We start from the raw sequence: 22,653 nt of genomic DNA, 5'->3' as shown, positions 1-22,653 counted from the left end.
AGGACTACTCCCCCGGCTCGTCGGACTTGGCCACCGAGTACTCGATGGCCTTGGCCAGTGCCGGCACCGGGTCCAGGGCGATGGTCTCCTGGGACATGGTGATGCCGGCCTTGGCGGTGCGCTCGCACAGCTCGTGGAAGACCTCGATCGCCTCCCCCGCACCCAACGTGATCTCTTCACGTGCCTGGCCCTCGCCTTCGAAGACCAGGCGCTGGCCGGTGTGGATCAGGTCGCACCCTGAGCGCAGCCACACCGAGGGCCCACCGAACGCCAACCGGTCCCCGGCCAGCGCCAACGCGGCCAGCGTGGCCCGGGCCAGACGCACCGCCTCCACCGGCGCGTCACCAAAACGCAGCCGCGCCAGAGCGGCCATCGACAGCCACCCCGCACGCCGGGCGCCGGTGATGGACACCCCGCCGTGGGCGGGGTTGGGGGCGATGTTGCCAAGGCCGCGCTCGCTGAGCTTCTCGCCCTTGGTCTTGGCCTTCTTCTCCCCCGGGATCATGAACTCCCAGTCATCCTTGGCCGAGTCCTTGACGGCACCGGTGAGGTTGACCGGGTCCATCCGCCCGCCCTGGCGCTGACCCAGCCGCGGGTCCAGGCCGACGATGGAGGAGGAGTAGGCGCGAGCGAACCGGGTCTGGTGGCCCTTGCGGTGGGAATCCCAGCCGCCGAACAGCAGCGACTCGGGCGAGTACTCGAACAGGGCACGCACATCCCGCGCGGTGACCGAACGGATCTTCTGCCCCACCTCCGTTTTTGGGAAGCGCACCCCGCCGATCTGGCTGTCGCGCAGGTAGGCGTCAGCGAACCGGTGCGGCATCTCCAACGAGGTGATCCGCACCGGACCACGCGAGGTCGTGGTGGTGAGTTCGAACAACGGCAGCCGGATGCGGCCCTCGTCACGGGCCTCCAGCAGGGCGGTCTCGACGCGGTTGGCCTGGCTGGGCACCTGGTCCAGCACCACGACCCACCGCTGCTCGCCGTCCACCCAGTGCTCCTCGGCCAGGTAGGGCGCATCGGCCAGCGGGTTGCCTTTCTCCTGGCTCCTGTCCTTGGGGTAGGAGGGCGGGAACACCTTGTCGCCCGCGGCGGGACGGTATTCGGCCTGGGCCGACACCCCGGCCCAGGGGCGCTCGGGCCCCACCGCGGCCAACAACAACTCCAGGAACTGACTGGACATCAACGTCTCCTTCAACAAGGCAAGGGGGCTGCGTAGTGATGGCGGTGACCAGCGGGGGAAAGGGGTCCTACAGCGGTGTGGGTAGCACCGGGCAACACCGTAGGGGCGGGGTGTGACAGATCCGGGTGTTAGTCTGCCGATCCGAGATCGCCAAGCATCTGTGATGACGGAACTCGGCCCGCGCGAACCTGGAGTGCGCATGAAAACCCCAGCAGGTTCCCAAGCAGAAAACCGACAAAACGCCCGCCAGAACAGGTTTTCCGTCTTCTCTCAGATGCCTGCTACGGATATCTGCTGGTCAGATGCTGTCTCAACGGCTCCTTGGGAGCTGTCCACGTTGAAGGTTCTTTTGTCTGTGCTCGTCGGGGTACAGGGCCCGAGTCTCAACGGCTCCTTGGGAGCTGTCCACGTTGAAGGACGTCGGCGCCCCCGCCGAGGAAGAGCGTCTTGTAGGTCTCAACGGCCCCTTGGGAGCTGTCCACGTTGAAGGTCTTACACCCTCGGATGACGCTCGCGAGCAGGTGTCTCAACGGCTCCTTGGGAGTCGTTCACGTTGAAGAAACATCGTCCAGACCGCCGGGTCCGGCGGCCAGCAGCCTCAACGGCCCTTCTCGCGCCGTCCACATTGAAGGATCGCGTTGTCGGTGCGGTTGCGGCCGAACCGGTCGTCTCAACGACTCCTCGTGAGCCGTCCACATTGAAGGCAGTACGTGGGTCCTGTTGCTTCTTCGGCTGGCCTGTCTCAACGGCTCCTTGGGAGCTGTCCACGTTGAAGGTGCTCTGCCGGTAAGGATTCCGGTTGCTCTCCCCTCGTCTCAACGGCTCCTTCGGAGCCGTCCACGTTGAAGACACCTGGCACACATCGCGGCCTCCACGATCCTGACGTCTCAACGGCTCCTTCGGAGCCGTCCGCGTTGAAGGTCCGAGCGGTGGTTCTTCGGTGGCCCTGGGTGGGAGTATCAACGGCTCCTCACGAGCCGCCCATGTTGAAGGAGCGTCATCTGTGACGCGGTGCGGCGACCCCGCAGGTTTGAACGGCTCCTTGGGAGTCGTCCACGCTGAAGGGCCGGCCACCCGCCCCACATCCAGGGCCAGGCCGAGTCTCAACGGATCCATGTGAGCCGTCCACGTTGAAGAAAGCTGCCCGTCCCCGTCGGGATACGCTGCTTCGGGTCTCTCCGGCTTCCCCTGGAGTCGTCCACATTGAAGCATCCTTGGCGGGCACGCGACGGTGATGGACCCGAAGGTCCCAACAGCTTCGTGGGAGCCGTCCACGTTGAAGCCGCTGGGTGAAGTCCTCACCCTCTTGGACTTCCGGGTCTCAACGGCTTCTCTGGAGCCATCCATGTTGAAGCTACAAGTGCCACATCACTGGCGCCAAGCTCCGGTCGTCTCAACAACTCCCCAGGAGCTGTCCATGTTGAGGTGCTTGGGGTGGCATCCTCGTACGTACGACCTACGTCGCCTCAACGGTTCTTCGGGAACCGTCCACGTTGAAGCATTTTCACGATCAGCCAGGGAGCATCCCGAACCGTGGTCTCAACGTCTCCCCGGAGATCGTCCACGTTGAAGGGTCCCACTGACCATCACCGACTGCGGCGCCGATATGTCTCAACCGCTCCTCCTGAGCCGTCCACGTTGAAAGTCTGAGCGCGGCCCGGTGGTGGACTTGAGCGCGTCGCCTCAACGGATCAACGTGAGCCGTCTGCGTTGAAGGAGCGTGAAGGTCGCCACCCCGTTCTCCAGAGTCCAGCCTTAGCGGCTCCTCACGAGCCGTCCACGTTGAAGGGGGGTGGTGATCGCGTCGTCAGCGATCTCCGTCTCGTCTCAACGGCTCCACCTGAACCGTCCACGTTGAAGGGGCAAACGCGCGGGGACCCGCGCTTACCAGGGCAAGACCTCAACGGCTCCTGAGGAGCCGTCCACATTTAAGGCGCGTGGTCATCGACGGGGTACTGCACATCAACTGGTCTCAACGGCTCCTTCGGAGCCGTCCACGTTGAAGGTTGTCGGCGGCGCTGATCGCGCTGTTGGCCTGGTCGTCTCAACGGCTCCTTGGGAGCCGTCCACGTTGAAGGAACATCGTCCAGACCGTCGGGTCCAGCGACCAGCAGCCTCAACGGCTCCGTTTGAGCCGTCCACATTGAAGGGGGGTGCATTTCGTGGTCGATCTGCTGCATTCGCTTGCCTCAACAGCTCCTTGGGAGCCGTCCACGTTGAAAGCAGATCGACGGGGTCACACCGGAGCAGATCACCGCGTATCTACGGCTCCTCGCGAGCCGTCCGCGTTGAAGGTGGCCGATGGTGATGGACGGGTCGCGGGACAGCAGGGCTCAGCGGCTCCTCGGGAGCCGTCCACGTTGAAGCAGGTGCCTTGCGGGACCTCTTAATGTGACCGGCTGGTCTCAACGACTCCCTGGGAGTCGTCCACGTTGAAGGTTGCACTTCAGTCCGCACCTGGTACAGGTGACGCGTCTCAACCGCTCATCGCGAGCCGTCCACGTTAACGCGGGCAGCAGGCCCTGAGCTGCTCAGGTGCAGGTGGTGTCGTGCTCGCGTCCGGGACCCACCGGCGAGGTCCACAGCGACCAGCCGTCGGGGATGGAAATGACCTGGACGTTGCTGCCGTGGTGCTTGGTTGGCCCGACCACCACAGATCCGCGCCGCTGGGGCCAAGGGTGGCCACCGGGTCGGTGCGCACCAGTGTGCCGTCCAAGTTGAGGTGGGAGTGTCCTGCCTGGTGGGCCCGTTGCAGTGCAGTGTGCAGGTTTGGGGCTTGGGAGGACAAGATGTCGATGCCCTCGTGTAGGTAGGCGTAGACGGTGTCTTCCCGATGCCGTTGTCAGTGGCGAGCTGGGTGGCGCGAGTGGAGTGCAGGAACCAGCGTGGGACGAGCACGGCCTGGCCGAAAGGGCTCAGGGCCCGGGTTTCCGGGCGGGTGCCGATCGTTTCTTGGTGTGCGGTGAGCAGCCGGGCGAGATGTTGGGCTGTGGAGGGTTGGACGCCCAGGACCGCGGTGTAGGTGATATTGGGAAACACGTGAGGCCTTCGGTGAAGGGCTGTTCTTTGGTGAGAACTCTTCTACCAGAGGCCTTGCGTCTGTTCTGTGACGGGTGGATGGAAAGGTCTCACAAGACATCACGCTGAGCCACAAAATCTTGCCCGAAAAGGCTCACTGCAGTTCTCCCTGCAGAGCTGACATTCATACGGATAAATGCCTACCACGGACCGCCTCAGCGAAGCCGTCTTCGACCTCTGGGGCTACGCCCCTGCCTCGCCCTGGAAAAACTGAGATCTTTGTTCAGGTACACGGTCTCCTCGCATGACCGGAACCGGACACCAGCACCATATCTTCGCCGAACAGGAGCCAGAATGTCCTCGAAAGACCGCGAGGGAGGAACATGCTCGTCGCCAATAATCACGATAGGGAGCGAACTATCGCTGCCAAAGATACCCCGGACGGCTCTTACACCTGCCCGGAGTGCGGCTCAGGGGTCATCCTCAAGAAGCGCGGCCGCAAGATCGCAGCACACTTCGCTCATAGCCCCGGGTCCACCTGCACAGCGCAAGGCGAAAGCTGGCGTCATCTTCTCGCCAAGAAAGTCCTGGCAGAAGAGTTCACACGCCTGGGCTATACCGCTGAGATCGAGGTGAGCCATAGAGCCCTGGGGCGTCGCGTGGACGTTGTCGTCTCCCGCGTCGACTCCCAGGGCAACATCCGCAAGGTCGCCGTTGAAGTCCAAGACTCCGCGATCCAGGTAGACGAAGCGAAAGACAGACTCATGCGGGATCGCCAACTCGGTTACGACGCCACAGTGTGGCTGTTCACCAGCCACCGCGCAGCGACCCTGCTCATCGCAGACGAGGAAGATGAGGTGCGTGTACCTGCGGAGATGCTGTGGGTAGATAACCGGTACGGGCAGGGCGTGCACATCATCGATCCCGAAAGCCGCGAGGTGTGGCGCGTCGACTTCGAGAGCCTTCGCCGCCCGGGGGAGTCCTACTCCTGGTACGGCCCAGGGGGTGAACCGACTGGTGTGGACTACCCAGGGTACTCACCACGCACGCTCAGAAAGTGCTTGCGCGAGCAGGTCGGGTTCAATTTGAGCTCGACCCGTGGGAGGTTCGGTAAAGAGTGGGCCATCCTTCTGGTTTCTGAGGAACAGAGTCAGCAGGAGCACTGACCTTGGTCATGGGTGTGAGATGAGTTCGGCTAGGTCGTTGATTCGCTTCTGAACTGCTGCGATGTTAGCCCGGAGATCGTCATCAACGACCGCAATTAGATCAGCAGGATCAATGGATTCGATGCTCTTAACCGTGGTGGTGATCGCCTTTGCGAATCGCGTCCTCTGCTCTCGGATCGAAATCTCCGGATCTGAAGCGGCCGTCTCGACAATGAGCGCCTGGATAGCCCCATAGGCCTCGGCGACCATTTCTGCAGTGGCTTTCTCGTCTTGGACCGATTCCGCATAGGCAGCGGCCTTTTCTTTGGCTAGCGCAGGCAGGTCAATTGGCAGCCCAGCCGGAGTCTTGGCCTTGCCCTCGTCAGCGATCCGTCGAAGATAATCGACGCGCTCGGCTTGCCGAGCTTCGGCCGCGCGTACCTCCAGCGCCTGCTTTGCCGCCTCAGCGGTCCGTTGGTCGGCGATGATCGCCGCTTTCAGCGCCGTAGGGTTCTCCGTGACCTCCAGCGCCTTTGTAGGTCGGACGCCAGCCATCTCGGCCGCGGCGGCAACCAAGGCACTCCGTTCCGAGGTGGAGTTTCGACGGGAGCTGTAGAACTGGCCCCAAACCTCATCATCAGGAAGGTCAACTAGCTCGTGCCCAGGGAAGAGGTCAGTTGCCCCAAGCTGGACCACGCCAGCCTCCGTGGCCGCCTCCCATGCTTGCAGATAGCGCAGGACACGCTCTGGTGAGGTCTCGGAGCGGCGTGCAAACTCGGCAGCAGAGATCTTCGCGGGGCGGCTGGCTGCAGTCTGCTTGCCGCTCGCGCCCTTGGAAACCTGGCAGGCCACAAAAAACGCAAGCCACCAGCCGCCCGACCGGTCAAGGGCGGCCCAGGCCTTGATGTCCCGATCCCGCTGTTCCTCGCTGTAGCCCGTGATCCCGTCTTCAGCGAGCATCGCGCGGACAGCGACCCTCATCCCTTCCATGCGCTGACGAATCTCGGGGACACCCTCATGGGGGTGAGGTACCTGGAGAACCTTAAGCACGTATTCGGGCTTGTGGCCCAGCCCGAAAGGCGGCTTGGCCTCAATGAACTCCTTGAAGGAGACGAAGGGCTGGTCGACGTTGATGTCGGAGGGTATCTGCCGCCAGGTTCCCTCCTCGACGACCGCCGCGAGCAAGTCGAGGAATCCGCCGGGGGTGCCGCCGTTGCGCTCAAGACTGGCACGTAGCTGGTGGACCCGCTGCTGTTCTTCTGTGAGATAGCTGTTGGACTCGACTCGCACGGTCATCTAGGTCTCCTAAGCCAAGTGTTTGCTGATGTTCAGAGCCACCTGGAGCCGCTTCTCCGCCCTCTGGAGCGTATTCGTTTCGTCCGCGCTAAACCCGCAGGCCTGCTTCAATGCGAAGTTCGCCTTGGTCATGGCATCCGCGTAGCCGGGCTGACCCGGTCTCACACCGCGTCGGGCGAGCTCGCTCTTGACCGCTTCGGCAGCTTTCGACTTGAGGTTCTCGATCTGGGCCCGTTCCGTCTTCGGAGCTGGGGTCGGCGTGGCCGTCGAAGGCTCCGGTCCCAGCGGGGGAACGACTTCGCTTTGGACCTTGACCCCAGCCAACTCCAGGATCTTCTTCACCTTGGTGGCATCCTCGCCGGAGTCCGCCATCACCTTGTACCCATCGATCAGGAGGAACTCGTCCGCCTCCACGTCGGTGTCGTTGCTGGCCGCTCGAGTCGTGGTCGCGACCGAGGACTCCACGTAGGAGAAGGCTTCCTGGACGGGCTCGCCCGGCTCCCTCGGCTCCAGCGCCTCATCACGCTCCTGGAGGATCCGCAAGCCCTGCATCTCCTCGTCGCGCAGCACATTGAGGAAGTTCTGCATCTTGGGGTCATCAGGAGCCACAATGATGCACGACTGCTGGCGGGCTGGCGACCCCTCCTTCCACACGCGCAGACCACGACCGACCAACTGCTGAAGGTGCCCTACGTCACGGTAATTGGTCAACACACCGACGACGCTAATCTCCGGACAGTCGTAACCGATGAACGCCATGCGGACAGTCACCAGCAGATCCATCGGTTTAACCTTGAAGTCGGCTAGAGCCCGACCAGCGGCGCCTGCCTCGGCCGAGACCGCTAGACCGACCCGCAGTCCAGGATGGTTCTCCTGCAGGTACTTGACGACCTTCTTCGCCTCGGCCTGCTGCATACAGGAGATCAAGCCGCGGTAGGCCTGGTTGAATTTCTGCTTGTCCCGAACCGATTTGACCACCAAGTCAACCAGTGGTTTCCAGGTCCGTTCATCCTTCAGCGCCGCCCTCAGCTCACTGCCGTCGTTGGAGAGGTTGAACTCCAGCAGGCTGTCGCCACGGCCGGCCTCAGGCTCGCTCATGGTGCGCTTGGAGATCCGAGCGTCGGTGAGCTTCATCTCGAAGGTTCGAAGATAGCTCTCGGCGATGCCATCGATGTAGGTGGCCTCCGCGTGCCGAACCAGCCGCTCCTTCCCGGAGTCCCGGTGCGGCTCGTAGTCGGCGAGAATCAGCTTCTGGTTGTCGGCACGATAGGGCGTTCCAGTCAGCAGCAAAGTGTGCAGCGCGTACTCGTGCAGCTTCTTGATCAGCTCGCCAGCGCGGGTTCCACCGCCCTCTTTGTCATCGTCACCGCAGAATTGCGCCTCGTCCGCGATCAGGAGGAAACGCCCCTGGTGACGGGTGGCCCATCGAGTGAAGATCTCTTCGTTCGTGACCAGCGCGCTGTAGGTGGCAACGAAACCACTGTTGCGCTCGTTGCTGGGAATGAGCGGCACCTCGTTGACACGGTGGCGGATCTTCCCGAGCCGCTTCGTGGCATCGAACAGCTCGCACAGCCCACCTGTGACGTGCCCACTGGCGTCCGTCGTCATCCAGCCGACCTCGCACTGTTCTGCGAGTGCCGTTCGAGGGGCGAAGACCGCGATGTAGTCAATCAGCCCCTCCCTGATCATCCGGGTAGCCAAGGACTGGTAGGCGAGGGTCTTACCTGATCCGGGAGACGCGAGCACTACCGTGCGGTCCTCGCCAGCGGAAACTCGTTCCAGGACACGGTCGATCAAGTTGGCTTGAAACGGGCGGGGGATGAAGGCATCGCGATAGTGCATATCACGTCCTTTGAGTAGATTGCAGGAGTTACAGAGGGCTTGTCCGTTTTCTATTTCTGTTCGCCCTCCGTCGGCCCAGGGGATGCGGTGATCCGCGTGCCACCCTGGGCCCAAAGGTGTGAGGCACCGCTGACAGCGGCCTTCAGCGTTTTCGTAGAGCATTTGTCGTTGGGAGGAGCTGAAGGATCGGCGAGGATCAAGGTCAACCATGAGAGCTCTTCTCCCCCTCCGCAGAACCTAATGATGGTTCGAAGGCTAGCGTCAGCCACCGACATTACGGAAGACGTATGACGAGCGGCAGCGGGCACGGGCACCGCATGCCCCGCTGGTATATGCCGGTTTTGGTGGAGCATCTTTACTGTTTTCAAGGCATGATGCTCGATTTTTTGCTCTCAAACTCTATGGGTGTCAACCAGCCAATCGCTGAGCCATCCATCTGTTTAAGAAGACGGCTCCCTAAAAACAGCCCAAGGCGATAGCAGCGGGATGGAGCCCTGCAGTCTGGGCTCCTGGTGGATACTCCTCGCCAACATTGACGAGACCAAGGTCAACTCCGCCGCCGGCGACCTGGTCAGCCAGTGCCAGCGCGAATCCGATCAAGCCTTGCGCCACTACTGGACGGAGGGTGGCGCCATCAACTTCTGCGCCACGGTCGGCCAGCTCGGCGCACTGATCGCCCGTACCGCCACGCAGCTCGAACTTCTCGGCGTCGCCAAGAAGTACGGGCTCGTCAATGACTCCTACCTCGAAGGCATCTCCCACGCCCTCCTCGCCCGCATGACCGATGAGGAAGCCCAGCTCGACCCCGCCGATATCACCATCACCTGCCACGAGTGCCTGGATGACCAGGGCGTCAAGGGCAAGGTGTTGCGCTCGGCCACGCACTCGGCTGGGCATGGCCGCGGCTGCCCTCTACTGAGCCCAATGCGGCAAGGATCCTCAAAAGATCAAATGCCCCGTTTACGGGGTGCACCGCCCCGCGCCGGTCTACGCTCAGCGGGAAATCGACCTGTTCGACACGGCGTGGGCTGAGGTCTCCCACCACTACACACAGGCGGCCAACCGATGAGCGAGTCCACGATCACCATCCCGGCCTTCATCGCCGAACCGACCTTCTACCCGACCCCGAACGTCGCGGTTTTCATGTCCTCAGCGGAGCTGCCCGCCGGGTACCCCCTGATCGCAGCCCGCCTAGAGGAGAAACACGACGGGCTCCAGCTCTTCTGCTTGATCTTCAACTTCGAGCTCACCGCCGCCGAGCGCACCAAATGGGTGCGGAACACCGACATTTTGCCGATCGGCCTTGTCGACCACATCACCGCCGAGATCACCCGCCGCGACGCCCAGAAGGTGAGCCGATGACCACGCAAACCAGCAACAAGCTCGGCACCACGAGGACTACCGCACTCGGCGAGATCACCATCGTCGGACACACCTGGGTCATCCTGCGCAGGTTGTACACCCCAGGCCCCGGCCGCCCCCTGCCCAATACCTGGGGGATCGGAACCGCACCGGAACTGTGTACCCTCACCTGGCTCACCGAGGATCTCGGTACCGACGAGAAAGGGACCAGTTCAAATCCGGGGACCTTTGGAGACGGACAGGCCGTCCTGGCCGCCGCCCCTGCCGCGATCTTGCACAACCGCCCCCGCATCCGGCCGGAACTGGTCTGGACCCAGCGTGAAACCAAAGACGGAACCGCGTACGTGGCCCCGCTGCTGACCATCACCCATGCGAACGGCAACATCGTGGAAGTCCAGGCCTTCCACCACCCTGCGTTCCGCGAAGCCCTCGGGCGCTCCAATGGCATGAGTGCGTTCAGCGGTTCCCGCCCTCACCGGGAACTGCTGCTCCTGGTCACCGATATGGACGCCGTGGACCTCGGCGCGCTCTTCGAGCAGCTCCGCACAGCACCGCAGCTCCTGGGCTGATCCCTCCCCTCCGCGTCCAGGAGTGTTGCAAAGTCAGGGATGGGAGACATCGTTCCTGGTCACAAGAGGGCGTCAGAACCAGGCAGGCCCCTTGAACGCAGCAACGGAGCCCCGATGAGAGGTCAGGAACTTCCACGCCCCTGGCGCCACAAGGGCTCCGTTGCGCCTTCACAGATGAGGAGGCTGCCCCCGCGATCGGCGGAGCCGCCCTCACCATCTGGACCGCATCGTCCTGATCTGTCTGTACGCGGTGCTGTCTGGGGCCTGCTTCCTGACCGCGAGCAGCCCAGGCGCACAACGCGCCCCAGCACACCCTGGCTCGCCTGGGCTCCCGCGTAATCTGCCGAGCCCTGGTCCTGCACCAACCACCCATCCCGGCCACCATCCGAGGATTCCTGAACAGCCTTACCCCCAACCCCGACCTGGCCGTGCTCATCATCGCCAGCACGTGCGCCAGAGGCTCACGCACCCGTTGCCGCCAGTTGGTACACCTGCTGGCAGCGATGGCACGCCCCCTCCTTCGTCCTCCGAATCCCCTGGTGAACGATTCCCACCGATACGGGGTTCGGTTCCCTGGCCGCCGGCCGAGCCACCGGCGCTCAGGGCCAGGTGTTCTGAGGCCGCGGGACGCCTCCTGCCACCAGCGCTTCGGGAAGGAAGACCCGTCGTGTTTCGCTGGGCTGTTCCTATGAACCCCACGGAAAAGGCAAGGCCGGTTCCACAACTCCAGAGCCCCTGGTTCTCAGTCCTGGTCGTCTTCCGATTCCCAGGCGGCGAGTTCTTCCTCGATCTCCTGCTGGTACTCCAGCCAGGAAGCGCGGGCCACGTCGACCGCGGCTGAGCGCTCAGGTGTGCGCTTTTGGGTCCCCACGCTCAACAGCAGATCGAAACCGGAGGCATCGGGTAGGACCAGGACCGCGTTCCCGGCCATCGTGAGTCCCTGTCGTACCAGGTCGCCTTCGAACACCTCGTCCAGCTCTGACGTCTCTTCGCTCAGCAGGTCGAGGAGCCCCCAGGCGAAGGTCGCAGAGCCGGCGGGGTTCTCGTCCGGGAAGCCGGGCAGAGGTTGCCCTGGCCGGTTATGGTCGCGGCAGGAAACCCTGATCAGCACATCGTGGCCCGTCTTGGCTTCCAACACGATGGTGGGGCAGGAGTCCTCGTTGATCTGGGCTACCCGTCCCTGGTGGAGGATTCTGTTGAGGAGCAGGTTGAGGTCTTCTTCGCGTTTGGCCAGTAGGTCGAAGATGCCTGAGGCCATCACCCGGGACTGGTCGGGGTTGTCGTCGAAGACGTGCGGAGTGTTCTGGTCGGAGGGCGGGTGCGTACCTGATGCGGCCTGCTGCAGCCATTCCTGTGTCTCCTGTGACCAGGGCTCCCACCAGCGGTCGGGGTGCAGGGGAGAGGTGACCAGTCGGCCCTCGATCTGCAGGGGGGCCAGCAGGTGCGCCGCGTAGCGGGGCGCATCGAGCATCTGCAGGGCCTGGATCAGCTGAGGGGAAGTCAGGGCCCGCCGCACCGTCGGCCACTTCTTGCGCCCTACCAGGTCCTGCTCGTACTCCCGGTATCCGAGGTCGGAGAGCTCGGATGAATCTCCCAATGACGCAGAAGTGAGCGCGATGCGCAGGGCGGCTGCTTCGGCGAGGTTCTCGGCTCGGGGAGGCCACCCCTGGTCAAGGAGTCCGCCCAGGTGCTGGGACGTGGCCAGGAAGCGCCTGAACCACTGTGGCCGTTCCGCGACCTGCATCAGGACCGCGTCTGCAAGTTCGCCTAGGACGTGGGAGTCCCAGACATTGTCCTCGTTGAGGTGAAAGGGTTCCCCGTTCATCGTGAGTTCCATGGCCAGCAGGTGCGCTTGTGAAGGTGTCAGCGGGTCACCGCGAAATCTCCTGTTGAAGAGCGGCACCCAGGCATGGGCCGGATGTAGGGCCGCGGTGACCATCTCACGGATCTTCTTCCGGGTTGTGGCGCCCACCGCGGAGGTGTCCGACTCCGCTCGCCGCCATGTGGCTAGGGAGATCCCCGCGCGGCGAGCCGCTTCGGCCTGACTGAGGTTCAGTGTTTCTCGTGCTGCCCTGATGTCCACTGGTTCCGACACGATACCTCCATTGAGTACTCAGTGAGTGCTCATAATATGCGATGTTGGCACGATGTCGAATGGCGAGGGCCTGAGCGCCTGAGTCCACGCCTAAGCAAGCCCTCTGACTGTTCGAACCATGGCGTCGCACAGGGCATGCGGCTATAATGAATCAAGCCGGAGAAAAGTGATTCAGATTGGTGGGGTGGTGACGATGACAGCAGCAGGTATCGGCGCGCGGATCGAACGCGCCCGCGCGGCAGCGGGACTGAGCCAGCGTGCTCTCGCTGAGGCCACGGGCATCTCGCAGGCCACCCTGTCTCGGATCATTTCCGAAGACCGGGTAGCGAAGATGCCAGAGCTCGTGGCGATCGCCTGGGAGACCGGGCATACGGTTGCCCAACTCACCGGAACCGGTGCGGTAACCGAGCGCGTGCAGTGCGCGGCCCGGGCCACCAACGACTCTGACATGGGCGATATGCGCCAGGCACTGCTGGACTTCCTGGAACTGGACGCCTACCTGGACGACCAGGCCATCCCCGCAACGGTCTGAAACGGAACCGAAGAACTGTGAGTGCCGAAGCCGAAGGCCGTTCCGCCGCCGAACGGTTCCGCGGGGAGCAACACCTGGGCGTACAGCCGTTGGGTGACCTCGTGGCCCTCATCGAGCAGGCTACCGGGATCGACGTGGCCGTACTCGAGGCTGACCAGGACCAGCACGGCCTGATGATGCGGGACCCACAGCGCGACGCCGTGTTCATCGGTGTCGCGTGCACCAGCCGCCCGATGCGGCAACGCAGCACCCTCGCCCACGAACTCGGCCACGTCCTGTTCACGGACGTGACCGACAATTCGGCGGGCGCCTGGAGCCATCGGTCCCACGAAGAGATCCGAGCCGACTCCTTCGCCCGAAACCTGCTCATCCCGGTCGAGGGCCTGCGCGAATTCCTCGGTGAGCGAGAGCCGCTGACCCAGTCAGTGCTCTCCGAGGTCGTTCAGCGCTTCCTCGTCTCACCATCGATCGCCGCGATCGCGCTATGTCAGGCGGGCTACATCGATGCCGCCACCAAACGGGAGTGGCTGACACTCACCACGCCGCAGTTGGCCACGCGGTTCGGGTGGAGCGACCAGTACCGCGCACTGCAGGACGAATCAGCTCGGCGCAGGGCACCGCAACGACTGCTCGCCCGAGCCATCAGTGCCTATGCCGAAGGCGTGCTGTCCGTACAGGCCATCGCCACCCTTCGCGGTATCACCCGGCAAGAGGCCGAAGCGGAACTGCGAGAGGCCGGCGTGGTTCCGAGCGAACAGCCAGTCGAGTGGGCCGATCTCACCGAACTACCGGATGCGGACGTGGACCTCGCGGCTTTGGACTCAGCTCTCGAGGATCCTGGTCACGATGCCGCGGCTCCTGACGTGACAGCGGGCGAGGACGGATGAGCCACCGGCCGATCATCGACGCCGGTCCCGGCCTGAACTTCCTCTCGATCAACCAGGAACGTCTCCTCATCCGCGTCCTGGGCAAGCTCAGCGCCCCAGAGACCGTGCAGAGCGAGGTGCTCAGCAAGGCCCGGCAGGATGAGCGCTTCCGCGTCGCCGAAGGTATCTGGCGAAAGCTGACCCCCAACTGGGTGCAGATCCTGTCCGACGACCAGACCCCGGAACTCGAAGGCGTCGTCCAGCGCATCACCCACCAACCCATGGCTGAACGTCTGGGGCGGCCCAAGGACCTGGGCGAGATCATGGTCATCGCGCACGCGGTCGTGGCTGCTGAAGCAGGCCAGGAGGTGACCGTGCTCATCGACGACGGGGAAGGGGCGCGGACCGCCACCTCCGAGATCAACCGCCTCGAACGACTCCGGCGCAGTGGGCGTCCGGTGGGGTCGATCGCCCTGGCCAGCACGCTGTCCATCTTGGAGCGCGCGGCACAGAAGCAGTATGTGCCAGGCAAAGCGGATATGCGCCATCTCTACCGGAGATTGCGCGAGCTGGATGACGGGTTGCCGCCGATCGAGACGACCCGACTGCTGTCGCCTGGCCTCTGGCCCTGAGAACGGTCCTCGCTGCACAAAACCGCAGTGTGGGCTGTTCCCGTACCGGGGCTGGCGGAGCTGGTGGTGTGTCCCGCGTTCTTCGGAGACGGATTTCTGGATTCTGGGACCCCGCGACCTCAAAGAGGACATCGTGGAACGTGATCGATACCCAGCTGAGTTCCGCCACAAGATGCTGGACCTGGTCGAGGTGTTCGCACTCAAGCTCCTCGTGATTTTGTCACCGGTGTCTGTAAGACTCATCCGAGATGGGTAGAGGTCCGGCCTTCCTAGGGAGGTGGTCCCTCGGATGGGGACCAAGAGCGCCGAGCAGTTCCTCCACGAGTTCCGCAACGGTTCGGAAGCGGACACGGCGATGTCGCTGCTGCGGTCCCGGCATGCTCTGGTGCATCTGGCCCTGATGGCCGCCCACCTGGGAGACGGGCAGATCGCGGACGGTATGACCCTGACCGCTCGACTCGACGAGGACCTCCCCCCGCTCACCCAGAGCATCCCGGGAGCGGAAGCGGATACACCCACAGGCGCCCTCTCGGACGCGGAGGAGACCCTCGCGACGTGGGTGAGGAAGAGATGGGTCCATCGCGGTGTGGATCCCGAGACCCGCACTGAGCGCTACCAACTGACCTCGGGCGCCGCGCACGCAGTACGGCAGATGCGGGGCCTGCGTCGGGAAGCCTCGGTCGCGACCCGATCCGCACTCGCGATGGTCATGGCCGAGCTGCGGCAGATCGCTACCGAAGCCGACCCCGACCCCGCCGTACGACGGGAGGCAATCGACCAGCAGATCCTCGCGCTCCAAGCTCAGCGCGAGGAACTCGAAGACCAACGGCACATCAAGGTCGACACGAATCGACTGATCGACCAGGTGACGGCCCTGTCCCAGCTGATCGAACGCATTCCCGCAGACCTCGCGCGCTACGGCGAGGAGATGCACACCAACACCGCCACGCTCCTCCGGCAGAGCCTGTCGGACACACCGGCGGAGTTCGCACAAGCCCTCGATCGTATGTTCGCCGGCCACGACGTCATCGCCGAATCCCCGGAAGGGCAAGCGTTCCGCGCTTTCGCCACACTGGTCGGAACTCCTTCGCAACGCTCCCAGCTGGAATCCGACATCAAAGAGATCCTCACGAGGTTGGAGGAACTTCCCGAGCATCCGGCAGGGTCACTACGGGGCTTCATCGACGCCATGTGGCGCCGTGTCCAAGAGGTTGAAGACGTCCGCGGGGCCGCCTTTCGCAGGATGAGCAACTTTGTGCGCGGTGGTGACGCGGCCCATTACCGGGGTATGCGCACCCGCATCAGCGAGGCACAGGCACTCGCCGCCGACGCGTTCCACGTCACCCATGGTGGCCGCGACGTAGGGTTCGTCGTTCCCATGAGCGGTGCCGACACTACGTCGGTCGGCAGACTGCGTCTGGACGAGGGCACCGCGACCCAGCCCGAGCCCGTCACCGACTCCGGAGATGAGTTCGCTATCGACCCGACCGAGCTGACTGGGCGGGAATCCATCGACTGGGTGGCCCTGCGTGCGGCCGTACACGCCGCGATGGCCGGGCACGGAGACATCGCCACCCTCGCCGAGGTGCTCGAACACCTGCCCCAGGCGCGAACCGGCGACATCGTCGGTCTGTGGTCACTGGCCGCGCGCTATGGGGAGATTGACGACCGTACGCGAAGCAGCGTCCAGGTCGAGACAGACCGAGGACGCCGTGAGCTGTCCGTGCCCTACCTGGTTTTCGGCGAACCGATCCCCACCCCCGCGCACCTGACCGCCGCCCCACCTACCCGAGCGCGAGGGCCCCTTCGGAAAGGCAGCAAGGATGAGCCACCCCCCTGAACCGTCCTTCGAAGAGGTCTTCGGTGAGACGGAGCGCCCGGGCGCCGCCCCCTCTTCGCCCGCCGGCATCGCCAGCGACAACCTTTCCGAGGTGTTCAACGACGAGGGCGACACCGTCGGTTCGCACGTAGAGGGTGCAACACATCAGCCGCGCTTCGATGGCGACACCGGCGCATTACCCGCCGAGACGAGTTGGGCGCTGCAGGCCCTGGTGGCCGCACCCCACGTCAGCCAACAGCACCCCAAACACTGGGCCACGGTCCTCCAATACGAGGACATCCTGCGCAGTCGGCTGTCCGAACTCGGGCTCATCCTGGAGATCAACCGAGAACACGGATACGCCTTCACCCGTCAGGCCGAGGATCCCAGCCCGCACAGCCGGACGATCCTGCGTACCAAAACCCTCAACCTCGCCGCGAGCACCTTGTGCCTCTACCTCTACAACCAGTACGTGCTCTCCCCGGACGCGCCTGTGGTGGAAACCGCCGACATGGAAGAGCACATGCGGGCCTACCGTCGGCCCACCGACACCGATGACGCCGCCTTCCAGAGGAGGATCGCGACAGCGATCAAATCCTTGGAAGACGCGGCGATCATCAAGCCGGTCAAGGGGACCAGCCGCTACGTCGTCTACGGCGTCATCGCCTCCATCCTCACCGCCGAACGGGTGGAGGCCCTCAGCTCCCGTTTCAAGGCGCTCGTTGACAGCGACCGAGCCAATACGCCCGGGGCGCCTCCAAGTACTTCCCTGCACGCCCACACTGCAGAAGGCCCCTCCCAGGAGGACACCGATGCCTGACTTCAACCATGCGGCCGACACCGCCGCAGCACAATTCCGGTTGACCCGGCTGCAAGTGATCAACTGGGGCACCTTCGGCGGATACAAGGACTTCCCCATCGATCCTCGCGGTGTGCTGTTCACCGGCCCGTCCGGGTCGGGAAAGTCCTCACTGATGGACGCACACTCGATCGTGCTGCTTCCGACCCGGGACCACCGGTTCAACGCCTCAGCGGACCTGACAGCCCGCGGTGCCAAACAGGGCACCCGCAACGCCGCCGACTACGTGCGCGGCGCATGGTCCGAAACCGACGACGAACGCGGACAGTCCCGGATCCGTTACCTGCGCGGAGGTCAACCGACCTGGTCGGCCGTCGGTGCCACTTACGAGGACGGACAGGGCTCGGTCACGACAGCGGTAGCGGTGAAATGGTTCACCGGGACCGAGACCGACGGCGCGTCCCTGAAGTCGATGTTCCGACTGCACGACGGACACTTCGACCTACTCGCCCTGAACGAGTGGGCGGAGCGGGGATTCGACACAGCCTGGCTCAAGAAGAGGCATCCCGCTGATGACCCCAACGGTCAGGAGGTCTATCTGCGCCGCCTGAGCAAACGCATCGGCTTGGGCACCTCCCGGACCGCATTGTCGCTGTTGGGCAAGGCCAAGGCCATGAAGAACGTCGGTGACCTGAACCTGTTCATCCGCGAGAACATGCTGGACGAACCAGCGACCTATGAGGCCGCTGAAAAGATGGTGAAGGCCTTCACACCACTGAACGAGGCCTACGAAACCGCCAAACGTGCCGACCAACAGAAGGAAGTGCTCAGCTCGGTCCCAGAGGACTGGCGTGTCTACCGCCAGGCCAAGGAGGAGGCCGCTCTGGTGTCCCGGCTCCTCGGCTCGCCGCTGGACCGGTACCTGCGACGTGTGCACGTTGACACGCTCCGGACGGAGATCACGCGATTGGAGGAGGTCCGCGAAGGACTCAAGGCAGAGTTGACGGAGCAGACGCGGCGGGCTTCGACCGCGGAGTCTGACTACCGCTCCTTGGAGAGGCAGCTCGATCGGGAAGGCGCGGTGCTTCAGGAACTGACCGTTGAACTCGAGACGGTACGCAACGAACAGAACCTGAAGAAAAACGCCTTCGACCGCTACGCGGCTCAGGTGCGCCTTCTCGGACTCGCGCTCCCCTCCGACGAGGTCGCGTTCACCACCGTCCGCGACAAGGCCGACGTCATGCGCGAGCACGCCGAACAGGAAAGGGAAGAGCTCACACCAACGCTGCACGAAGCGTTCGGCACCGCCTCCACCACCAATCGGCAGTACGAGGACAAACTCAAGGAACTCACCGCCCTGCGAACCGCCGGTTCCCTCATCCCGCCCAGGGAACTGCACCGCAGGGACCAGATCGCGCGCGGCAGCGGAGTACCCGCCGCCGACCTCCCCTACGCTGCCGAGCTGATCGACCTCCTGCCAGAGGAGGAGCGGTGGCGTCCAGCCGCAGAGAAGGTACTGCGCGGCTACGGGCTTCGCCTCCTCGTCCCCTCCGAACAGCAAGACGCGGTCAAGGCGTTCATCGACCAGCACGATATGAGGGGTGTGGTCGACTACAGCGTCATCACCCAGGCCTCGCAACACCAACCCCTTCCGCACGCCGACACCCTGGCCAGCAAGCTGAAGGTGCGAACCGACCACCCCTACGGGCTGTGGCTGAGCGGACAGCTCGCCCGCAAGTTCGACCACGTGTGCGTCGAGAGCACACGTGATCTCGAGGCACACCGTAAAGCGGTGACCGTACGCGGAACGGTGAAGCTACCCGGCAACCACTACCGCAAGGACGACCGCCCCGATGTGGCCAAGCCATCCTCGTACATCCTCGGGGCCGATATCGCCACAAAACGCGCGGCTCTGGAGGAGGAAACAGCACGGCTGGAGGCGGCTAAGAAGAAGGCTCGGGACAGGGCGGATGAGATCGCCCGCCGAGGCGATGCCATCCGCGACCTGGTCCAGGCCGCAGAACAGGTTCTTAACCACCACAGGTGGGCCGACCTCGACCATGGAGCCTCTCAAAAGCGGGCCGTATCCCTGGCGGAGCGCATCGCGGACATCAAACGGAACGACGTCGACCTCCAGCGACTCACGGACCAGAAGGACGCGGCGAGGAGCACGTGGAAGAGACTGAACGACACCTGTTCCCGGATCAGCAACAAAATCGAGGACGACGACCGATCAAGATCCGATATGACCCAAGTGCGCGAACGGCTGTGCGCCGAACCGCGCACGGTCGACGACGACGATCACGCCTACCTCACATCGCTGCTCACCGACTTGGGCACTCCTGTCCGCCTCGACACGATGTCGCAACTCTACGAGCTCACCCGTAAAGAGCTGGAACATCGAGGGAAGAGCGCCGAGGCCGAGCAGAAGCGGTCGTCCGCAGGGATACAGCAGGCCATCCGACGTTTCCTGGACCGGTGGGAAGACTCAGCCCCCCACAACAGTGACGACGTCGAGCGCAGCGGAAGCGACTTCGCCGCCCTGCACGAGGAGATCAACGAACGCCGACTTCCAGAGGCCATGGACAGGTTCCGTCACATGATCAGCCAGGACATGGTCCCCTCGATAGCGTTCGTCCAACGTGCCATCGAAGAGGCCACGAGCGGCATCAAGGAGCGTGTCGAGAAGGTCAATATCGGGCTTCGACGGACCGAGTTCAACACCGGTACCCATCTACAGATCGCCCACACAGCCAAGCAGTTCGCCGAGGCCAAGGACTTCCGTCGACGGGTCGACGAGCTCATGCGTAGCCAGCCCGCCGCTGAGACCGACGTACAGGTGTCTGTGGAGCAATTCAAGCGTGTCCGCCGGCTGATGGCGCGCTTCACCTCCGACGACGCCGAATCCCGCCGCTGGAGGGACACCGTCCTCGACGTCCGCCTCGGCTACACCTTCTACGGCCGCGAGGAGACTCCCGACGGGATCACGGTCAGCACCCACCGCAACACCGCCACCAACTCCGGAGGAGAGCAGGAGAAACTCGTAGCCTTCTGCCTCGCCGCGGCACTCAGCTACAACCTGGCCGACCCCAGCTCCAAGGGCCGCCCGCGCTTCGCTCCGCTCATGCTGGACGAGGCGTTCAGCAAGTCCGATGAAACGTTCTCTGGGCAAGCCCTCGCCGCGTTCGAAGAATTCGGTTTCCAGCTTCTCGTGGCCGCCCCGATCCGCATCTCCGGCGTTCTCGAACCCTTCATCGGTCAGGTGCTCCTGGTGGAGAAGCGCACCACGGCCGAAGGTGCACGCTCCAACGCCACGTCAGCGACCTTCGGCGATCTCGCCGTCCGAAGGGCCGCGGAGAGTGACGGGGGTGAAGATGCGTGAACCCGCCGACGTCGTCGAACGGCTTCGGGCCCGTTTCGAACGTGACTACCCCCAATGGGCTCGCGGGGGAGGTTCCTGGCCCCTACGTATTCCCCTGGCGCCACCGTCCACCGGGCAACGGTCGGCGGATCCGGTCGGCTGCCATGCTTGGGCAGCACGTTGGGCCGACCACAACGGTCCGGGAAGGATCGAACACTCCAGACTCCGCTTTCCTACAGGCCTCCACGACATACCGAAGACCCTCGTCTTCGACCGGCCCGCCGACGTCGCTGGGGTTACACCCCACACACGGGAGACCTGGGCACGGTGCGGTAGAAGACTGCCCAAGCTCCAGCGTGACTTTCCCGAGGCCTCTTTCACCGGGATCATCCGCAAGCTCATCGAACTGGACGAAGACCAGTACCAGCAACTGGTCGACACGGTCACCTGGCTGAAGAGCAACCCGACCTCCGGCCGGCTGCTGCGGCAACTCCCCATCGAGGGCGTCGACACCAAATGGCTTGCCCGACACTCCACCCTGGTACTCGCCCTGCTCGGAAAATCCACCGGACCAGATGCCCAACAAGCGGAGCCGAGCACGCCCGGTCCGATCCGCCGACGCCTGCACGAACGGCTCGGGCTACGAGTTCCGCCCGAACTCGTCCAGGTCTGCGTACTCGACCCCGGCCTGCGCTCCCAGGTCGGCGGGATGCGGCACTTCGCAGCCTCGGTCGAAGACCTGAGCCGATGGGCCCATGTGCCGCACACCGTGGTCATTCTGGAGAACAAGGAGACGGGCTACGCCATCACCGACGACCACATGGGCGTGGTCGCCTTCCACGGCCAGGGCTTCAACGTCTCCGAGTACGGACGACTTCCCTGGATCCGTGGTGCCCACACCGTGATCTATTGGGGAGACATCGACGCCCCGGGGCTGCAGTTCGTCAACGACCTCCGGCACCAGGGCGTCCCGGCTCGGAGCATCCTGATGGATCTCCCCACGCTGAAGCAATTTCGGCACCTGGCCGTCGACGGAGCCGGCCCGCAACGCGGAGAGCTACCCCATCTCACCGAGCATGAGCAGAGCCTGTACGACCACCTCGTCCACCACGCCGCCGAACACAGGGTCGGCCTGCTGCTCGAACAGGAACGCATCCCCTGGCCCCACGCCCACTCGGTTCTCACCGCGGCCATCGAAGCAAAGTGACACGTTCAGTTCGATTGAGCCCGTGCCGGCACCGCCGCCCCGCCCTACCGTCAGTCCCCGAGAATGCACACCAGACAACGAAAATAAGACACGGATAGGAAAATCGATGAACCAAAGGTTCGACGAAGCCGTCCTGGACGTCTTGGTGGACGAGACGTTCGCCCCCACCGAAGACGGAGGCGCACACCCCCACCAGCCGCATGTGCGCATTGTCGGACGGGATTCGAACGGGTCATGGATCCCGCCCCGCATCGGAACCGTGACTCGGGAGCACGCAGAACCCGAAGTCGACGAGAACGATCAGGCCGTGGTTCCCGACAGTTTGTTCGACCACCTCCTCCGAGCCTTTCCCGGTGTGCGCTCGATCGGCTACGACGGCGAGTTCCTGGATCCCGACGAAGACGTGCCAGCGATCCTCGACGAAGAATTCACCTGGACCTGCCATCAACTGTGCGGCCAGGATCCGGTTTAGGCCTGGACAGGCGGGATCAGATGACCCGCCTTCCTGGGAGACCTCACCCGGTGGCGACGCCACAACCCATATCGCCCCCGCGAGGTCTTCCACCCGAACACGTCAGCCGTGTACCGAACTGGGCCAAGGCGTACCAGCCCTGTACCAAACCGGTCCAAGACAAGTCAGCAAGAGAACCTCGAGCAGCCAGGGTACGACGTACTCATCGCCGAGGCCGGTCCGGGAGCTACCACCATGAACGGCGGCCCACACCCTGCGTATGCTGCAGCCAGAGTGGGGTATCACCGACGCAGTCCCCAAAGGCGAACGGCCGACGTCCGTCCTGTTGCTCGAGGGCACCTGGGTAAGCGGTGCTCGTGCTCAGTCTTCCGCGCACTATCTGGAAAACGCAAGTGCCGATCGGGTGACCGTCATGGTATTAGCTCGGCAGCTCAACCCGAACTACGAACCAACCC

16 protein-coding genes and 2 pseudogenes are annotated in these 22,653 nt (G+C 64.0%); 12 read left to right on the top strand and 6 right to left on the bottom strand.

What is annotated here, in order from left to right; all coding sequences use genetic code 11:
* Positions 1 to 4 precede the first annotated feature (4 nt).
* Together cas7g and ACUKCB_RS22515 are read right to left on the bottom strand one after the other, a co-directional pair.
* Complete coding sequence (gene cas7g, locus ACUKCB_RS22520) at positions 5 to 1,183, bottom strand: type I-G CRISPR-associated RAMP protein Csb1/Cas7g (RefSeq protein WP_473037578.1); 1,179 nt, start codon at positions 1,181 to 1,183, stop codon at positions 5 to 7.
* Positions 1,184 to 3,720: 2,537 nt separating this feature from the next.
* A pseudogene (locus ACUKCB_RS22515) lies at positions 3,721 to 4,222 on the bottom strand (transposase family protein); the annotation flags it as partial.
* Between the two features lie 362 nt (positions 4,223 to 4,584).
* Here ACUKCB_RS22515 and ACUKCB_RS22510 point away from each other — a divergent pair.
* Positions 4,585 to 5,367, top strand: a complete 783-nt coding sequence (locus tag ACUKCB_RS22510; protein WP_473037577.1) for a competence protein CoiA family protein — start codon at positions 4,585 to 4,587, stop codon at positions 5,365 to 5,367.
* Between the two features lie 6 nt (positions 5,368 to 5,373).
* On the opposite strand, the gene ACUKCB_RS22505 is transcribed toward ACUKCB_RS22510, so the two are convergent.
* The 3 genes and pseudogenes from ACUKCB_RS22505 to ACUKCB_RS22495 all read right to left on the bottom strand — a co-directional run.
* Positions 5,374 to 6,642: a hypothetical protein gene (locus ACUKCB_RS22505; protein ID WP_473037576.1), complete on the bottom strand. Its 1,269-nt coding sequence runs from the start codon at positions 6,640 to 6,642 to the stop codon at positions 5,374 to 5,376.
* Between the two features lie 9 nt (positions 6,643 to 6,651).
* Positions 6,652 to 8,484 carry a DEAD/DEAH box helicase gene (locus ACUKCB_RS22500; RefSeq protein ID WP_473041106.1) on the bottom strand — a complete coding sequence of 611 codons (1,833 nt, stop codon included), beginning with the start codon at positions 8,482 to 8,484 and terminating at the stop codon, positions 6,652 to 6,654.
* A 15-nt stretch (positions 8,485 to 8,499) separates the two neighbouring features.
* Positions 8,500 to 8,646 (bottom strand): annotated as a pseudogene (locus ACUKCB_RS22495) (HNH endonuclease); the annotation flags it as partial.
* Between the two features lie 324 nt (positions 8,647 to 8,970).
* Here ACUKCB_RS22495 and ACUKCB_RS22490 point away from each other — a divergent pair.
* The 3 genes from ACUKCB_RS22490 to ACUKCB_RS22480 are packed head-to-tail and all read left to right on the top strand — an operon-like array spanning position 8,971 to position 10,415.
* Positions 8,971 to 9,516 carry a hypothetical protein gene (locus tag ACUKCB_RS22490; RefSeq protein WP_473037575.1) on the top strand — a complete coding sequence of 182 codons (546 nt, stop codon included), beginning with the start codon at positions 8,971 to 8,973 and terminating at the stop codon, positions 9,514 to 9,516.
* Positions 9,517 to 9,549: 33 nt separating this feature from the next.
* A complete protein-coding gene (locus ACUKCB_RS22485; RefSeq protein WP_184366822.1) occupies positions 9,550 to 9,846 on the top strand; it encodes a hypothetical protein in 297 nt (98 codons plus the stop codon).
* A complete protein-coding gene (locus ACUKCB_RS22480; RefSeq protein ID WP_473037574.1) occupies positions 9,843 to 10,415 on the top strand; it encodes a hypothetical protein in 573 nt (190 codons plus the stop codon). The genes ACUKCB_RS22485 and ACUKCB_RS22480 overlap by 4 nt, the downstream gene beginning before the upstream one ends.
* A gap of 742 nt (positions 10,416 to 11,157) precedes the next feature.
* On the opposite strand, the gene ACUKCB_RS22475 is transcribed toward ACUKCB_RS22480, so the two are convergent.
* Positions 11,158 to 12,387 carry a hypothetical protein gene (locus ACUKCB_RS22475; protein ID WP_473037573.1) on the bottom strand — a complete coding sequence of 410 codons (1,230 nt, stop codon included), beginning with the start codon at positions 12,385 to 12,387 and terminating at the stop codon, positions 11,158 to 11,160.
* A 316-nt stretch (positions 12,388 to 12,703) separates the two neighbouring features.
* Here ACUKCB_RS22475 and ACUKCB_RS22470 point away from each other — a divergent pair, with 316 nt between their 5' ends.
* From ACUKCB_RS22470 to ACUKCB_RS22435, 8 genes are all read left to right on the top strand, one after another.
* Positions 12,704 to 13,042 (top strand): helix-turn-helix domain-containing protein, encoded by a 339-nt coding sequence (locus ACUKCB_RS22470; RefSeq protein WP_073701080.1) that lies wholly within the window; start codon positions 12,704 to 12,706, stop codon positions 13,040 to 13,042.
* Positions 13,043 to 13,059: 17 nt separating this feature from the next.
* On the top strand, positions 13,060 to 13,929 hold the full coding sequence (locus ACUKCB_RS22465; protein ID WP_473037572.1) for an ImmA/IrrE family metallo-endopeptidase: 870 nt from the start codon (positions 13,060 to 13,062) through the stop codon (positions 13,927 to 13,929).
* Complete coding sequence (locus ACUKCB_RS22460) at positions 13,926 to 14,540, top strand: PIN domain-containing protein (RefSeq protein ID WP_473037571.1); 615 nt, start codon at positions 13,926 to 13,928, stop codon at positions 14,538 to 14,540. Before ACUKCB_RS22465 ends, ACUKCB_RS22460 begins: the two co-directional genes overlap by 4 nt.
* A 289-nt stretch (positions 14,541 to 14,829) precedes the next feature.
* A complete protein-coding gene (locus ACUKCB_RS22455; RefSeq protein ID WP_473037570.1) occupies positions 14,830 to 16,380 on the top strand; it encodes a DUF3375 family protein in 1,551 nt (516 codons plus the stop codon).
* Complete coding sequence (locus tag ACUKCB_RS22450; protein ID WP_473037569.1) at positions 16,364 to 17,179, top strand: DUF4194 domain-containing protein; 816 nt, start codon at positions 16,364 to 16,366, stop codon at positions 17,177 to 17,179. Before ACUKCB_RS22455 ends, ACUKCB_RS22450 begins: the two co-directional genes overlap by 17 nt.
* On the top strand, positions 17,172 to 20,540 hold the full coding sequence (locus tag ACUKCB_RS22445) for an ATP-binding protein (protein ID WP_473037568.1): 3,369 nt from the start codon (positions 17,172 to 17,174) through the stop codon (positions 20,538 to 20,540). Before ACUKCB_RS22450 ends, ACUKCB_RS22445 begins: the two co-directional genes overlap by 8 nt.
* Entirely contained in the window at positions 20,533 to 21,726 is a 1,194-nt protein-coding gene (locus ACUKCB_RS22440) for a Wadjet anti-phage system protein JetD domain-containing protein (RefSeq protein WP_473041105.1), read from the top strand. Before ACUKCB_RS22445 ends, ACUKCB_RS22440 begins: the two co-directional genes overlap by 8 nt.
* Before the next feature lie 106 nt (positions 21,727 to 21,832).
* Positions 21,833 to 22,198 (top strand): hypothetical protein, encoded by a 366-nt coding sequence (locus ACUKCB_RS22435; protein ID WP_473037567.1) that lies wholly within the window; start codon positions 21,833 to 21,835, stop codon positions 22,196 to 22,198.
* The last annotated feature ends 455 nt before the right edge of the window (positions 22,199 to 22,653 follow it).

It is taken from the genome of Nocardiopsis moroccensis (assembly GCF_055763695.1).
Note: the sequence above shows the minus strand (reverse complement) of the source record. Positions and strands in the feature narration are given on the sequence as shown.